The sequence below is a fragment of the Streptomyces sp. WAC 04229 genome (assembly GCF_003947455.1).
Classification (GTDB): domain Bacteria; phylum Actinomycetota; class Actinomycetes; order Streptomycetales; family Streptomycetaceae; genus Streptomyces.
Genome location: NZ_QHJH01000076.1, coordinates 16,775 through 31,157, shown reverse-complemented (window position 1 = coordinate 31,157; position 14,383 = coordinate 16,775). Strand labels below are relative to the sequence as shown.

At 68.5% G+C, this 14,383-nt stretch carries 9 protein-coding genes, 1 tRNA gene and 1 pseudogene; 6 read left to right on the top strand and 5 right to left on the bottom strand.

Annotation, left to right across the window (positions count from 1 at the left end):
• Positions 1 to 225: 225 nt before the first annotated feature.
• Positions 226 to 1,476 carry a cation:proton antiporter gene (locus tag DMH12_RS20875; RefSeq protein WP_125493029.1) on the top strand — a complete coding sequence of 417 codons (1,251 nt, stop codon included), beginning with the start codon at positions 226 to 228 and terminating at the stop codon, positions 1,474 to 1,476.
• A 36-nt stretch (positions 1,477 to 1,512) separates the two neighbouring features.
• On the opposite strand, the gene DMH12_RS20870 is transcribed toward DMH12_RS20875, so the two are convergent.
• Positions 1,513 to 4,245, bottom strand: a complete 2,733-nt coding sequence (locus tag DMH12_RS20870; RefSeq protein WP_125493028.1) for a serine/threonine-protein kinase — start codon at positions 4,243 to 4,245, stop codon at positions 1,513 to 1,515.
• 772 nt (positions 4,246 to 5,017) lie between these two features.
• Here DMH12_RS20870 and DMH12_RS20865 point away from each other — a divergent pair.
• The 3 genes and pseudogenes from DMH12_RS20865 (at position 5,018) to DMH12_RS40305 (ending at position 8,473) form a co-directional block, all read left to right on the top strand.
• Positions 5,018 to 5,605, top strand: coding sequence for a hypothetical protein (locus tag DMH12_RS20865; RefSeq protein ID WP_125493027.1), 588 nt, complete (start codon positions 5,018 to 5,020; stop codon positions 5,603 to 5,605).
• A gap of 332 nt (positions 5,606 to 5,937) precedes the next feature.
• Positions 5,938 to 6,753 (top strand): annotated as a pseudogene (locus DMH12_RS20855) (ATP-binding protein); the annotation flags it as partial.
• Between the two features lie 1,225 nt (positions 6,754 to 7,978).
• The gene (locus DMH12_RS40305) at positions 7,979 to 8,473 is read left to right on the top strand and encodes a site-specific integrase (protein WP_312023953.1); all 495 of its coding nucleotides are present in this window, start codon (positions 7,979 to 7,981) and stop codon (positions 8,471 to 8,473) included.
• Positions 8,474 to 8,642: 169 nt separating this feature from the next.
• On the opposite strand, the gene DMH12_RS20840 is transcribed toward DMH12_RS40305, so the two are convergent.
• The 3 genes from DMH12_RS20840 to DMH12_RS20830 form a co-directional block, all read right to left on the bottom strand.
• Positions 8,643 to 8,716: transfer RNA gene (locus tag DMH12_RS20840), tRNA-Pro, on the bottom strand.
• 67 nt (positions 8,717 to 8,783) lie between these two features.
• On the bottom strand, positions 8,784 to 9,533 hold the full coding sequence (locus tag DMH12_RS20835; protein WP_125493026.1) for a Pr6Pr family membrane protein: 750 nt from the start codon (positions 9,531 to 9,533) through the stop codon (positions 8,784 to 8,786).
• A 134-nt stretch (positions 9,534 to 9,667) separates the two neighbouring features.
• Positions 9,668 to 10,597, bottom strand: a complete 930-nt coding sequence (locus tag DMH12_RS20830) for a metallophosphoesterase (RefSeq protein WP_125493025.1) — start codon at positions 10,595 to 10,597, stop codon at positions 9,668 to 9,670.
• A 130-nt stretch (positions 10,598 to 10,727) separates the two neighbouring features.
• Between DMH12_RS20830 and DMH12_RS20825 the strand changes: the two genes are divergently transcribed.
• Positions 10,728 to 11,192 (top strand): GatB/YqeY domain-containing protein, encoded by a 465-nt coding sequence (locus DMH12_RS20825; RefSeq protein WP_125493024.1) that lies wholly within the window; start codon positions 10,728 to 10,730, stop codon positions 11,190 to 11,192.
• Positions 11,193 to 11,278: 86 nt separating this feature from the next.
• On the opposite strand, the gene DMH12_RS20820 is transcribed toward DMH12_RS20825, so the two are convergent.
• Positions 11,279 to 13,573, bottom strand: coding sequence for a transglycosylase domain-containing protein (locus DMH12_RS20820; RefSeq protein ID WP_125493023.1), 2,295 nt, complete (start codon positions 13,571 to 13,573; stop codon positions 11,279 to 11,281).
• A 459-nt stretch (positions 13,574 to 14,032) separates the two neighbouring features.
• On the opposite strand from DMH12_RS20820, the gene wblA reads away from it, so the two are divergent.
• Positions 14,033 to 14,371 (top strand): transcriptional regulator WblA, encoded by a 339-nt coding sequence (gene wblA, locus DMH12_RS20810; protein ID WP_064729040.1) that lies wholly within the window; start codon positions 14,033 to 14,035, stop codon positions 14,369 to 14,371.
• Positions 14,372 to 14,383: the final 12 nt, after the last annotated feature.

Below are 14,383 nucleotides of genomic sequence, written 5' to 3'. Positions count from 1 at the left end.
CCCTCGGCACGTCGGCCGCCCCGGCCCCCTGGGCCACGCCAGGAGGCCGAGAAGGCACCGCGCCGCACAGACGCCGCCGCACAGACGCCGCCGCACTGACGCCGCGCACTGACGCCGCGCACTGACGCCGCGCACTGACGCCGCCGCACTGACCGCCGCACAGACGCCGCCGCACAGACGCCGCGCACTGACGCCGCCACCGATCCGACCGGAGGACAGACGCCCGTGCACCACACGACCGCCATGCTGATCGAACTCGGAGCGATCATTCTCGCTCTGGGGCTCCTGGGCCGCCTCGCGGGCCGGGTGGGCTTCTCACCCATCCCCCTCTACCTGCTGGCCGGCCTCGCCTTCGGACACGGAGGCATCCTGCCCCTCCAGGCCAGCGAGGAGTTCGTCGCCACGGGCGCGGAGATCGGCGTCATCCTGCTGCTCCTCCTGCTCGGCCTGGAGTACAGCGCCTCCGAACTCGTCACCAACCTCAAGACCCAATACCCCTCCGGCGCGGTCGACTTCGTCCTCAACGCCGTACCCGGCGCCGTAGCCGCGCTGATCCTGGGCTGGGGCCCGGTGGCCGCCGTGGCGCTCGCCGGCGTCACCTGGATCTCCTCGTCCGGCGTCATCGCCAAGGTCCTCGGCGACCTGCGCAGGCTCGGCAACCGCGAGACCCCCGTCGTGCTCGGCATCCTGGTCATCGAGGATCTCGCGATGGCCGTCTACCTGCCGATCCTCACGGCCCTGCTTGCGGGCGTCAGCCTGGCCGGCGGCGCCGTCACCCTGCTGATCTCCCTGGGCACCGTCGGCGCGGTCCTCTACCTGGCGCTCCGGCACGGCAGGCTGATCAGCCGCGCGGTCTCCTCGGACAGCGCGGAGATGCTCCTGCTGGTGGTCCTCGGCCTGACCCTGCTCGTGGCGGGCCTCGCCCAGGAGCTCCAGGTCTCGGCGGCGGTCGGCGCCTTCCTCGTGGGCATCGCCCTCTCCGGCGAGGTCGCCGAGGGCGCGAGCAGCCTCCTGACCCCCTTGCGCGACCTGTTCGCCGCCGTGTTCTTCGTCTTCTTCGGCCTGTCCACCGACCCGGCCGACATCCCGCCCGTCCTGGTCCCCGCCCTGCTCCTGGCCGCCGTCACCACGCTCACCAAGGTCGCCACCGGCTGGTACGCGGCACGCAGGGCCGGCATCCGGGGCGGCGGCCGCTGGCGGACGGGCGGCACGCTGGTCGCCCGGGGCGAGTTCTCGATCGTCATCGCCGGACTCGCGGTGGCCGTCGAGCCCCGCATCGGCCCGCTGGCGACGGCTTACGTCCTCATCCTGGTCGTGCTGGGCCCGATCACGACGCGCTACACGGAGCCGTTGGCCCGACGGGCCGGCGCCCCGAAGGCCGTGGGCCGGGACACGCACCCAGGTAGCCGTCCGGACACGGACACGGGTCCGGACACCGAACCGCTGCCCCCGGAGTCGGCACATGCCAACGCGTGAGTGCCGCTCGCTGCCCAAGCCTGACTGGCCCGCGGTTCAATCGCCCCAAAACCACTCGTTGGCATGCAGGCGTGCCTCGTGCGCCATCGCCTTCACGAGCTCCATTAGAGCCTCGTCCGGTTGGTTCGCCCGCGAACCCATGCTGAGCCTCGCCGCCGCGGCGGGATCGACCTGAGCCAGCGTCACCAACGAGCGGCGTGCGTTGTCGCCGTCTGCGTCGCCGTCCCTCTCACGCCGAGCGGCGTGAACGCCCTCGATCGCGAGGCGCCCGGCGACCTCGGGAAGGAAGTCGACCAAGGCCACAGCGAGTCCCTCCAGTACCTCGTACCGGTCGGTGTGCTCCTTGTCGGCGATCTCCAGAGCCAGTGAGGTGGCCCACCGCGGGGCAGTCTTGGCCGCTTCCTCGACCCCGTGCAACAGAGTGAACTGCCGCATCGTGCGATCGTTGATGAGGTGCGCGGCCCGCACGAATTCGTGGAACGCCTCTTCGCCCGCGGCGGAGTTGCTGTCGCGCAGCGTGAGAGCCAGGAAGAGAAACGCATAGGCTCGGGTGTCCGGATAGGTGATGCCGTCAAGCAAGTTACCCGCCTGGACGGGGTCGATCCGAGCCAGCGTCTTGGCGACATGGGCGAGGGTGTGCTCACGTTCCTCCGCGTCGGAGATGCCTGAGGCGATGTCCTTGGCCTCCTGAAGCACCTGCTCGGCCCGCTCGGAGGCACCCTCGGCGTCCAGGTCCCCGGCGATGACCTCCAACACGCGTACACGCAGCCAAGGTTCACCGTCCGGTATCTCGCGCGCGGCCCGCCAGGCCCGCTGCGGGTGCTCGTGGCGCATTCTGAGGAACAGCTCGAAAAGCGCGGCGGCGCGCTCCTCCTGGCCGAGCGTGAGGCGGGCGTCACGCTCGGCACGCTCGGAGTCTTCTTCTACCAGCTGCTGGAACAGCTCGGCGCGCGCACGGTCAACGTGCGTATCTTCGATGGCGACAGCGATACGGAGTGCGCGTTCCGGATCAATGGGTGTCAGTGCCCGAGCGAGCTTGGACAGCGCCCATTTGCGGCTGCTCTTGCTACGGATGGACTGCGCGGTGCGCTCGGCACGGTCCGGGTTGCCGAGGGCCACGCCGTCCACGACCGCCTCCAGCAGCGTGTCGGTGTGGGACCAGTTCATCCGGTCGGCAAGCTCGCCTGCGATCCGTTCCGTGCGGTCGGGGTGCGTGGCGGCGTGTGCGACCGCGATGTGGTGGAGTGTCCAGCCGAAGAGTGTGGTGTCCATCCAGCCGGAGAGCTCCCGAGCGATCCGCTCGGCACGGTCGGGGTCCACGGCCGCCATCGCGATGGCGATGTCGCGCAACTTGTAATTGCGCTTGGTCGTATCGGGGGTGTTCTTGACCATCTGTTCCGCCCGGTCGGGTGCGACGGGGGCGAGTGCCGCGGCGGCGGCGAGGAGGGCCTTGCGTCGGGCCTTCTGCTGGCCCGGGCCGCGTATCGCCAGGGCCAGCGCCTCGGCCCGTTCGGCCGCGGCACGCGCACGATCGTTGTCGGTGGCGGCCAGTTCCGAAGAGACCGCAGCCAGTGCCCGGATCTGTGTCAGGGTGTCGGGCGCGGTGGCCGCGCACTGATGCGCCTCCACGGCCAGGAATCCGGTCCGCGCCGGATTGACCGCCTGAGCGGCCGCCGCGAGATGAGCCAGTGCCCAGGTGCGCGACCGAACGCCGACGATGTGTGAGACCACCTCTTCCGCGCGTATCAGCAGCCGCTGGGCACGCTCCCGGCGTCGGTTCCGTTCTTCTTCGCCGTCCCGATCCTCTTGCCGTACTCGGCTGCTCCCCTTCCTCAGGCCGCGCTCGACGGCCGCGCCCGTGTCCGGATCGGTTCCGCCGAAGAAGGTCCCGACCGGCGCCGCAGTCGGAACTTCCAACGCGTCGATCATCGTGGTCACCGCGGGAGACAGCCACGACACCTGCGCGGTCTCGGGAACCAGGACCCGGTCGAGGAACTGGGCCAGGGTCGGCCGCCGGGTGCCCTCCTTGGCGAGGCAGTCGGAGACCAACGGGACGAGCGGCGCGGGCAACCCGTCCAGATCCGGAGGCTCGTGCACCACGCGGTAGTTCACGGCGTGGGGGGCGCCCACGCCGAAGGGGAGCCGTCCGGTGGCCGCGAAGTGGAGTACAGCCCCGAGTGCGAACACGTCCGACTCGGGGCCCGCCCGGTTGCCGATGATGTGTTCCGGAGCCATGAAGCCGGGCGTGCCGATGGACAAGCCGGTACCGGTGAGCTGGGTGTCCTCGGCGGCACGGGCGATGCCGAAGTCGATCAGGCGGGGGCCGTCCGCCGCCAGCAGTACGTTGCCGGGTTTGAGATCCCGATGGACCATCCCGCACCCGTGCACGGCGGTCAGCCCTTCCGCGAGGCCGGCGGCGAGCCGTCCCAACGCGTCTTCCGGCAGGGGCCCGTGCAGAGCGACGGCCTGCTCCAGCGAGGGCCCGGGTATGTAGGCGGTGGCGAGCCACGGAGGATCACCCGTCGGATCCGCGTCCAGCACATGAGCGGTGTAGAAGCCGCCGACCTCTCTCGCCGCCCGCACCTCACGGTCGAACCGACGTCGAAAGCCGGCATCACCGGCGAACTCCGGCCGCACCAACTTCACGGCCACCAGCCGACCCCCGCGTGACCGGCCCAGGAACACCTGACCCATCCCGCCCCCGCCCAGCCGCTTCACCAGCCGAAACGGGCCAACGATGCGAGGATCAGCGTCCCGCAACTCCTCCATGCCACCCCCACTGTCCGCGGTCGTTCGGCGCCGGCCGACACCACCCCACCGCACCCGCTGGGACCGTTCTACCTCGCTTGGACGCCCCTCCATCGGGCGCCGGTTCCGCCTCACCGGCACTTCTGATCGCCGGCAGTACAGAAGCCACTCAGGGGCCTGATCCGCTTAGCGGATCAGGCCCCTGACCTGGAACTTCACTGGCGGGGTGGCGGGATTTGAACCCACGACCTCTTCGTCCCGAACGCGATCAAGCCCTCTGTGACCTTGGTCTGGGGTTCCTAGCCTGCCCCTTCGCCTCCAGCGCGATCCGTTAGTGTCCGGGGTTGTCCCTGTGCGGCTGCGTCGTTTGTCCCCCTGTTTGGCCCCCCCCCGCGCAGGGCATCCCTGGGCGGCATCTGCACTGTGCAGTACCTCAACGCGGCTGCCTTGCAGGCCAGGTTGGCTGGTGGGTCGAGAGGGCATGCGCGCTGGGTCTGCGGTTCACCCGACAGCGCCTTCACTCGGCCTTTCTCGCTCTCCTGTTCTGGCGATGCGGCTGGCTGTGCTGGATCCACCGCTTGAGGGGTCGGTCGGGTGGAGTAGCGCAACTTGCGTGCGGAGCAGTGGAGTTGTCTGACCGTTCACATCGAGACATGCTGGTCCCGTGTCAGATCATGCTGCCCTCTACGGGCTAATAGGAGTGGTTAGCGGCGCGGCCCTCGGTGCGGCCGCAACGGTGATCGGGCCGATACTGCTGCACCGCCGGCAGGCCGATGCGAGCCGAGAGCGAGACATGCGCACGGAGCAGAACGAGCGGGAGCAGGCGCAGCGAGAGCGGGAGCAGGCGCAGCGCGATGAGGAATGGCAACAGCGGCATTTCCAGCAGGAGTGGGATCGGGAGAGGAAGAGCGACCGCGAAGGCCAAGCTCGAAGAGTTATCGGCATCAGGGCTTCGACGAGAAACTATCTGGAATTCCTCGAAAATGCCTACCGAAAACTTACGAGTGGCACTCCGGTTGACCTGGAAGTATTCGAGGATGGATTTACGGTCGTGCATTTGGCATTAAATTCTGCATTCGATGAGGCGCTGTTAGATGGAATTTGGATGGCTCATGCGAGACAGTCCAGCTTTCTTATCAGTCGACGGGGCAGCATGAATAGCGCGGTCGGTGGCGGGAGAGGGGTGGCCGTCGACGCCACCAACCTCGGCAATCGCTTGATTGACGCACGCGAGCTAGTGGAAAGTTGCGTAAGAAATGGCCCTCCGATCTCGGACGAATTGTGCATGGATGCGGAGCGGGCTCTCAGGGCAGCCGTGGCGGCACGAGATGAGCTAATTGCCGAAATTAAAGCAAGGCTCGACGAGTGGTGGTCGGTTTGATGATGTAATTCTCCCACCGCTCCGGAAGGGTGCGGATGGCCGGAGGTCTCTGAGTCAGGCACTTGGGAGATTCTGCTTTCATGGCCTTCACCGAGGCATGAATCCCGGCCTCTGTGCAGCAAGTGAGTGCAGCCGTGCGAGGTAGTCCTGTGCCGCCGGTCCGGAGCTGTACCGGCGCCTCATCTCGGCAGCGAGTTCGCGGCTGGTCATGATGAGCGACGGCACCGACTGATGGTCCCCTTCGAGAGCCCGCTCGCCCATGATGAGTGCCTGCTCCAAGTCGACCTCATGCGCCGCCGTGACTCCGCGCGTGACCCGCGCTTCTGCGTTGCGGCGACCTGCGCCGCGCCCCCAAGGATGAGGAGAACCTGATCGCGGCCGTGGCCGCCGGATGGGTCACCGCCCTGGACAACCTCTCCCACATGACCCCGGACCTCTCCGACGGCATGTGCTGCATCGTCACCGGTGCCGAGAACGTCAAGCGCGCGCTGTTCACCGACGGGGACGTCTTCCGCGCCCGCTACCGCCGACCCCTGCTCCTCACCGGAATCGACGTCGGGGTGATCAGGCCCGACCTCGCCGAACGGCTCCTGCCGCTCAGGTTGGAGCGGTCGAAGGTGAGGCGCACCGAGGCAGAGCTATGGGCGGAGTACGCAGAGGTCCTGCCCGTGGTCCTCGGCTCACTCCTGGATCTCACGGTCAAGGTCCGGGCGATCGACACGGAGACACCCACGGACCTGCGCATGGTGGACTTCGCGCACCTGTGCGCGCAGCTCGACGCGGCGACTGGGTTCGGAGCGCTCGCCGCGTACCGGGCCAGCCTGGACGACCTCAACGACGACGTGATCGAGGGCGACCTGTTGGCACAGACCGTCCTGCGCCACGCCGCCGACGTCGAACCCGGCACCGAGCAGCGGATGACGTCCACGGAGTGGCTGCACTGCCTCACCCGCCTCTACACCGGAGAGGACTTCCGCCCCCAAAGGCTGGCCCACCACCCGCAAGGTGCTCTCCGACGCCTCAAGCGGCTACAGCCCACCCTCGCCGCCCGGGGCGTCCTCATCGACTCCGGCCGCACCAAGCAGGGCCGGTACATCGAACTGACCCGCTCTCCGGGCACGCCGCCGCACGAGCAACAGGCGTTCTGACCGTCGCCGCCCGACCGCACGAGCAAGAGGAGCACCACCGGCCAGGCGTGCTCCTCTTGCTGTTCGGCGGCGGCGCCGCCTTGCTCAGGACGTGCCGCGAAGCGGCTCCTTCTTCACGCCCTGAGCCGCACCGCACCACCACAGACGCCCCCATTTTTCCTAAGTAGGGGAGCGCTGCGTCACCTGCGTCACCAAGGGCGGAAAGACGGCACGTGACCTGCGCATACAGCGGTGACGCAGAGACGAAAATGTGCGTCACCCCGCGTCACCGTGACGAACAGCCTGCGTCACCGATGACGCACCCGCGCCGCTCTGCGTCACCCGAAACCCGCAGGTCAGACAGCACGGGTGACGCAGGTGACGCGGTGACGCAGAAATCCGAACCTCGGACACACACGGGCCCATGACACGCACCCAAGACCTTCCTGCCTAGGAGGCACCCCGACATGGGCGTCACGCTCACCGGTCCCGTCGAGCGGTTGCTTTTTCGGCCGGAGGAAGCAGCCGCCAAGCTGATATCGGCCGATCGCTGATCTACGAGGAGATCCGCCTCGGACGCCTTCAGACCGTCCGCATCGGCCGTCGCCGACTCGTGCCGCTGGAGTACATCGCGCGGTACGTCGAACTCCTCAAGCGCGAAGCAGAAGCCGCCGCCTGAGCCCTCAACACACCAGTTCACAGGACCGCGTCCTTCGGGGCGCGGTGCTGTCCTATCGGAGGCACAACAGATCATGACCGAGACCCCGAAGCGAACCCCAAGGGCTGGCCACGGTGCGGACACGATCTATTGGGATGCCGCCAAGAAGAGCTACGTCGGTGCCGTCTCCTTGGGGTACGCCCCGAACGGCAAGCGTCGTCGGCCGAAGGTCTATGGCAAGACGAAGACCGAAGTTCGTCAGAAGATCAGGGATCTGAAGAAGGAGATGCAGACCGGCGTCAAAGCGCCGGCCAACTACACCGTGGCCGATGCGGTTACGACTGGCTGGAGCGTGGCCTCAAGGGCCGTGACGAAAAGGGCACCATCGTCGCGACGAGGAGTCTGCGTGACCTGCTCGCCATCCTGCGCCGCCCGGTCGCGCACGCTCAACGCAGGGACAAGGCGGCGCGGAACGTCGCCCTACTCGTCACCGCGCCGGAGGGGCGTCCCAGTCGACCGAGCAAGGCACTGGGGACCAGGCGAAGGCCGTGCTCATCGCCGCGTCCCTCACGGCTGTACGCCTACCTCGTGCTCTCGCTCCTCAGCGGGGTACGCACGGAAGAGGCACGGCCCCTCACCTGGGATCACGGCTTCCTGGAAACGACGGACGGCATCCCGCCTCACGTCGCCGTTTGGCGTTCGGTGCGCAAGCACGGTGAGACCAAGACCAGGAAGAGCCGCCGGACCATCGCTCTGCCGAAACAGGTGGTGGACGTCCTCGAAGAGCACAAGCGCTGGCAGAAGCAGGAGCGGGCATCGAGAGGGATGGAGGGGAGCCCGGCCGGCCGTGTCTTCACGACCCGATCCGGTGAGCCGCTCGACGCGGCCAATGTCCGGCGGGACTTCGAAGGCATCGTGAAGAGGGCCGGACTGAAGCCGGAGTGGACCCCGCGGGAACTCCGGCACAGCTTCGTTTCCCTGCTCTCCGATCACGGCATTCCGTTGGAGCGGATCGCGCTCTTGGTCGGTCACAGCAGTCAGGCGACCACGGAGGCGGTCTACCGCAAGCAGCTTCGACCGTGATCATGCAGGGCGCGGAAGCGATGGACGACATCTTCGCTGAGGACCAGCAGGGGGAGGGCGAGGGAGAGGGCGATGCGGTGGCCTGACCAAAGTCGTTTGGCCCTCTGTTTGGCCCCCTGAGCACGACAGAGGCCCAATCGCGATCAAGCGATTGGGCCTCTGACCTGTGTCGGGGTGGCGGGATTTGAACCCACGACCTCTTCGTCCCGAACGAAGCGCGCTACCAAGCTGCGCCACACCCCGATCGTCGCTGCTCGTCGCGGCGACGTCGTTTACTTTAGCCCACCGGTGGCCGGAGACGAAATCCGGTTTAGCGGGGTCGGCGGAGTGGGTTCGGGCGGATGTGGTCGAGGGTGATGAGGAGGACGGCCAGGGCGTAGAGGGCCAGGCCGACGAGGAGGGCGTTGCCCAGGACTCCCTTGAAGCCGTGCTGGTCGACGTCGAGGAAGGGGTAGAGGTAGCGGTCCTGCGTGCCGGGGAGCAGCAGCTCGCCGCGGGCCAGGGTGAAGGCCAGGTAGGCCAGGGGGTAGAGGAGCCACGTGGGGGCCTGGCGCAGGTGCAGGCGGCCGGGGACGGTGAGGAGGAGCCAGTCCAGGGCCGCGGCGACCGGGACCGCCGTGTGCAGGATGTGGGTCGCGGCCGTCTGCCAGCCCGCGCCGGCGCCGTCCGGTGCGACGAAGGGGCTCGCCGCGTTGGTCAGGAGCAGGTGGTGGACCAGGCCGGCGGTGGCGACGTAGAGCAGGGCCGCACCCGTCACCGCGCCCGGCAGGGGGTGGTGGGCGGACCAGGCGCAGCGTGCGGACGCGATCATGACCAGCGCCAGCAGGAGGCCGCTCTGGATCGTGAAGTGGCTCAGGGTCTTCAGGACAGGGCCGCCCACGAGCAGCTCGATCGTCACTCCGGTCAGCGCCAGGAGGGCGGTGAGGAGGCGGAAGACCGCGATCAGCCTGCGGCGTACGGGGGTCACGACGGCCGTCGCCGGTACGACCGTGGGCAGCAGGGCGCGGTGACCCGGGATCGGGGGGAGGTCCGGGATGTCCCTGGGTATCGGGGCTGTCATGGCCTCACGCTAGGCAGACCGGACATATCGGGCTATGCGGGTGGGCCGTGTGGGTTACCCGGCCCGCCCGGGATACCTGGGCTACGCGGGTTACCCGGCCAGCCCGCCCGCCGCCCTCCCCGGGCCGCGCCCCTCTACCGCCCCCGCGCCACCAGCGTCAGCAGCGTCGCCTCCGGTGGGCAGAAGAAGCGGACCGGGGTGTAGCGGCTCGCGCCGCAGCCTGCGGAGACGTGGAGGTAGGACGTGCGGCCCTCCGCCGTGTGCGTGGACAGGCCCTTCACGCGGTCCGTGTCCAGGTCGCAGTTGGTGACCAGCGCGCCGTAGAACGGGATGCACAGCTGGCCTCCGTGCGTGTGGCCGGCCAGCATCAGGGGGTAGCCGTCCGCCGCGAAGGCGTCCAGGACGCGCAGGTACGGCGCGTGCACCACGCCCATCGAGAAGTCGGCCGTGCCCGACGGGCCGCCCGCGACCTCCGCGTACCGGTCCCGCTTGATGTGCGGGTCGTCGAGGCCGGTCAGCTCGACGGACATGCCCTCGATCTTGAGCGTGCCGCGCGTGTTCGTGAGGTTCTGCCAGCCCGCGGCGTCGAAGCCGTCGCGCAGGTCCTCCCACGGGTTGTGGACGACGCCCACGGCGGGCGGGTTGCCGTTGAGGCCGTGACGGCCCTGGAGTTTCTCGGTCAGGTACCGGCCGGGATTGCGGAGCTTGGGGCCGTAGTAGTCGTTGGAGCCGAAGACGTAGGCGCCCGGGAACTCCATCAGCGGGCCCAGGGCGTCCAGGACCTCGGGGACGCCCTCCGGGTCGGACAGGTTGTCGCCCGTGTTGATCACGAAGTCGGGGCGCAGGCCGGCCAGGGAGCGTAGCCAGCGCTGCTTCTTGCGCTGGCCGCCGACCATGTGGATGTCGGAGACCTGGAGCACACGCAGCGGGCCCATGCCGGCGGGCAGGACGGGGACCGTCACCCGTCGGAGGCGGAACGAGCGGGGCTCGATCCCCGCCGCGTAGACCAGACCGGCGGCGCCAACCGCCGTGATTCCCAGGGGCACTCCGTATCGCGCGCGCATATGTCCATCGTGTCAGAAGCGCGGGCGATGGGCCGAACACGGGCCACGGGCCGACCGTCCGTGGGGCCGATCGGCGCCCGCCGTTAAATCGGCGGGCGATCGTCCGGCCGTACCTGCGACAATCAGGTCCATGACCACGCTCAAGTCGAAGCTGCACGCCGACCTCAACGCCGCGATCAAGGAGCGTGACGAGCTGCGCTCCTCGACGCTCCGGCTGACGCTCGCCGCGATCACCAAGGAGGAGGTCGCGGGGAAGGAGAAGCGGGAGCTCTCCGACGACGAGGTGCAGAAGGTGATCACCCGAGAGGCGAAGAAGCGCCGGGAGGCCGCCGAGGCCTTCGCGCAGGGGGGTCGTGCCGAGAGCGCCGAGCGGGAGAAGGCTGAGGGCGAGGTGCTCGCCGCGTACCTGCCGAAGCAGCTGTCGGACGACGAGCTGAACGCGATCGTCGCGCAGGCCGTCGAGGAGGCGAAGGCGGGCGGTGCCGAGGGGCCGCGGGCCATGGGCGCCGTCATGAAGATCGTCAACCCGAAGGTCGCCGGACTGGCCGAGGGCGGCCGGGTCGCCGCCGCGGTCAAGAGGACGCTCGCCGGCTGAGCCCTGCCCCAGCCCGCAACGAGTGAACGAGTGAGGGCGCCCTCCGCGAAAAGCGGAGGGCGCCCTCACTCGTTACGCGTGCGGCCTCAGTCGCGTCCGCCCGGCCCGTTCCCCGGTCCCTGGATCAGGTTCCCGGGGAAGCCGCCGTCCCCGCCGCCGTTGCCTCCACCGCCGTTGTCCGACCCGCCGTTGCCGGTGCCGCCGTCGATCAGGCCGCCGATGAAGCCGCCGTCGTCGCCGTTGTTCCCGTCGTCCTGGCCCGGGTCCTCGGCCCCTTCGTCGCGGCCCTTGTCCCTGTCCTTCTCCTTCTCGCCGTCCGGGATGTCGACGAGGTTGAAGGAGGGGGAGTCCTTGCCGGCCAGGGCGCCGGTCATGGCGTCCTTCCAGATGGGACCGGGAACCGCGCCACCGAAGACGAGCGGGTGGTAGACGCCGCCGATCGTGATGTTCTTCATCTCGACCTTCTGGGTGGCGCTGCCGACCCAGACGGCGCCCGACATGTTCGGCGTGTAGCCGACGAACCAGGCGTTCTTCCGCTCGTCGGTCGTACCGGTCTTGCCCGCGTTGGCGCGGTCGCTGAGACCGGCCTCCTTACCCGTACCGGAGTCGACCACACCCTGCAGCAGCGTGTTCACGCTGTCCGCGGTCTTCTCGGTCATGGCCCGGGAGCAGGTGGACTTCGGCACCTCGAGCGACGTCTGCTTGTTGCCGACCTTCTGTGTGATCGACTCGATCGCGACCGGAGTGCAGTGCATGCCGCGCGAGGCGAAGGTCGCGTAGGCGCTCGCCATCGTCAGGGGGGACATACCGACCGAGCCGAGGGCGAGGGCGGACGGGTTCTGCGGGAGCTTGTCGCCGTTGCCCTGGTGGACGTCGAGCTTGTCCGCCATCTCGGACACCGGGCACAGGCCGATCTCGGCGAGCATCTGCACGAAGTAGGTGTTGACCGACTTGGCCATCGCCTCCTTCAGGCGGTACGGACCGACCTCCGACTCGTTCTCGTTCTCCACGCGGTAGTTCTTGTCGTTGATCCAGGGCTTGTCGCAGGTCTGGATGGGGCTCGGGTAGTCCATGTCGTACGGCGACGAGTACTCCTTCGTCGGCGGTACGTTCTGCTCCAGCGCCGCGGCCGCCAGGAACGGCTTGAACGTCGAACCCGTCGGGAAGCCGAAGTTGGAGCCGCCGTAGGCCGCGTCGACCGAGTAGTTGTACTCGGTCTCGTTCTTGCCGTAGCCGTACGGCTTCGACTGGCCCATCGCGACGATCTTGCCGGTGCCGGGCTCGACCAGCGTGCTCGCCGCGGCGACCGAGTCCGACTTGTTGACGTGGTCCTTGAGCGACTGCTGGACCGATTCCTGGGCCTGCGGGTCCATCGTCGTACGGATGGTCAGGCCGCCCTGGTTCCAGATCTTGGCCCGGTCCTGGCGGGTCTTCCCGAAGACCTTGTCGCTGAGGAAGACCTCGCGCACGTAGTCGCAGAAGAAGCTGGCGTTCTTCACGGCCGTGATGCAGCCGTTCTTGGGCCGGCTGACCTTCAGCCCGAGCGGGGCCTCCTTCGCCTTGTCGGCCTCCGCCTGGGAGATGTCGCCGACCTGGGCCATCCGCGTCAAAACGGTGTTGCGCCGCTTGGTGGCCTCGGCCTCGTCGTTGACCGGGTCGTACCGGCTGGGTGACTGGACGATGCCGGCCAGGAGAGCGGACTCCTGGATGTTCAGGTCCTTGGCGGACTTGGAGAAGTAGCGCTGGGCGGCGGCCTCGACGCCGTACGCCTGCTGGCCGAAGAAGGTGATGTTCAGGTAGTTCTCGAGGATCTTCTTCTTGCCCAGCTCCTCCTCGACCTGGATCGCGAGCTTCAGCTCCTGGATCTTGCGGCCGAGGGTCTGCTGGGTGGCCTGGGCGACCTTCGTCGGGTCGTCGCCTGCCTCCTCCACGAAGACGTTCTTGACGTACTGCTGCGTGAGGGTGGACGCGCCCTCGGAGACCTCACCGCTGCGCGCGTTCTTGTTGAGCGCGCGCAGGACGCCCTTGAGGTCGATCGCGCCGTGCTGGTAGAAGCGCGAGTCCTCGATCGCGACGATCGCCTTCTGCATGTACGGCGAGATGTCCTTGAGGTCGACCACCGTGCGGTCGCGCGAGTAGACCGTGGCGATGGTGCCGCCCTCGGCGTCGAGGATGGCGGTGCGCTGGCTCAGCGGCGGAGTCTTCAGGTTGGCCGGGAGGGCGTCGAAGCCCTCCACCGACCCCTTGGCCGCGAGCCCCAGCGCGCCTACGGCGGGCAGCGCGATGCCGGCCAGCACCGCTCCCGCGAGCACACTGACACCGAGGAACTTGGCGGCCTGCTGCGTTGGCGACAGACCACCGCCCGAGCGCTTCTTTGGCATGGAGGCAGCCTACGTTCTCATTCGCCGGACACGCGTATATGCCTTGGCCTAAGCTGCACTCAACTGTCACAGCAGTGCGGCCACGTATCAATACGTCCGGCGACCCCGAATCGTTCCGGATCCGCTCGGTTTTTTTCTGAGGGCCCCCAGTGGGGGCGTGTTGGTGTGTGCCGGCGCGTGCCACGGCGTGTGGATGACGTGTCCGAATCCGCCTTGTGTGTCAATCGGTGTCCGTTGTGGCGCAAGAGAGATGACCCGAATGTCGGGATCGTCACGCATGTCGCCAGCTCACTCCCCCGGGTGATCTGCCGCTTACCCATAGTCCGTTCGGGCCATTCAAGATTGGGCCCGAAGGGGGTGTTGCGCTGTGCCCACCTTCCGTAACGTCCTCAACTGGCGGCGGTGAATATGCCGCTGCCGCCGTGGGGGAGCCTCGATTCGGGAGAGGACGGCGCCGGTATGGGCTGGGTAACCGACTGGAGTGCGCAGGCCGCCTGCCGCACTACCGATCCGGACGAACTGTTCGTTCAGGGAGCAGCGCAGAACAGGGCCAAGGCGGTGTGCACCGGGTGCCCGGTGCGGACCGAGTGCCTGGCCGACGCGCTGGACAACCGCGTCGAGTTCGGCGTGTGGGGAGGCATGACGGAGCGGGAGCGCCGCGCACTGCTGCGCAGGCGGCCCACCGTGACGTCCTGGCGTCGGCTGCTGGAGACGGCGCGGACGGAGTACGAGCGGGGGGCCGGCATCCTGCCTCTCGACGACGACGAGGTGTACGAGAACTACATGGCCGTGGGCTGAGCCGGCGCTCCT

Coding starts and splice junctions, on each gene's coding strand:
- DMH12_RS20870 (WP_125493028.1), bottom strand. CDS start 4,245: ATGGAGGAGTTGCGGGACGCTGATCCTCGCATCGTTGGCCCGTTTCGG.
- DMH12_RS20830 (WP_125493025.1), bottom strand. CDS start 10,597: ATGCGCGCGCGATACGGAGTGCCCCTGGGAATCACGGCGGTTGGCGCC.
- DMH12_RS20835 (WP_125493026.1), bottom strand. CDS start 9,533: ATGACAGCCCCGATACCCAGGGACATCCCGGACCTCCCCCCGATCCCG.
- DMH12_RS20825 (WP_125493024.1), top strand. CDS start 10,728: ATGACCACGCTCAAGTCGAAGCTGCACGCCGACCTCAACGCCGCGATC.
- DMH12_RS20820 (WP_125493023.1), bottom strand. CDS start 13,573: ATGCCAAAGAAGCGCTCGGGCGGTGGTCTGTCGCCAACGCAGCAGGCC.
- wblA (WP_064729040.1), top strand. CDS start 14,033: ATGGGCTGGGTAACCGACTGGAGTGCGCAGGCCGCCTGCCGCACTACC.
- DMH12_RS20865 (WP_125493027.1), top strand. CDS start 5,018: ATGCGCACGGAGCAGAACGAGCGGGAGCAGGCGCAGCGAGAGCGGGAG.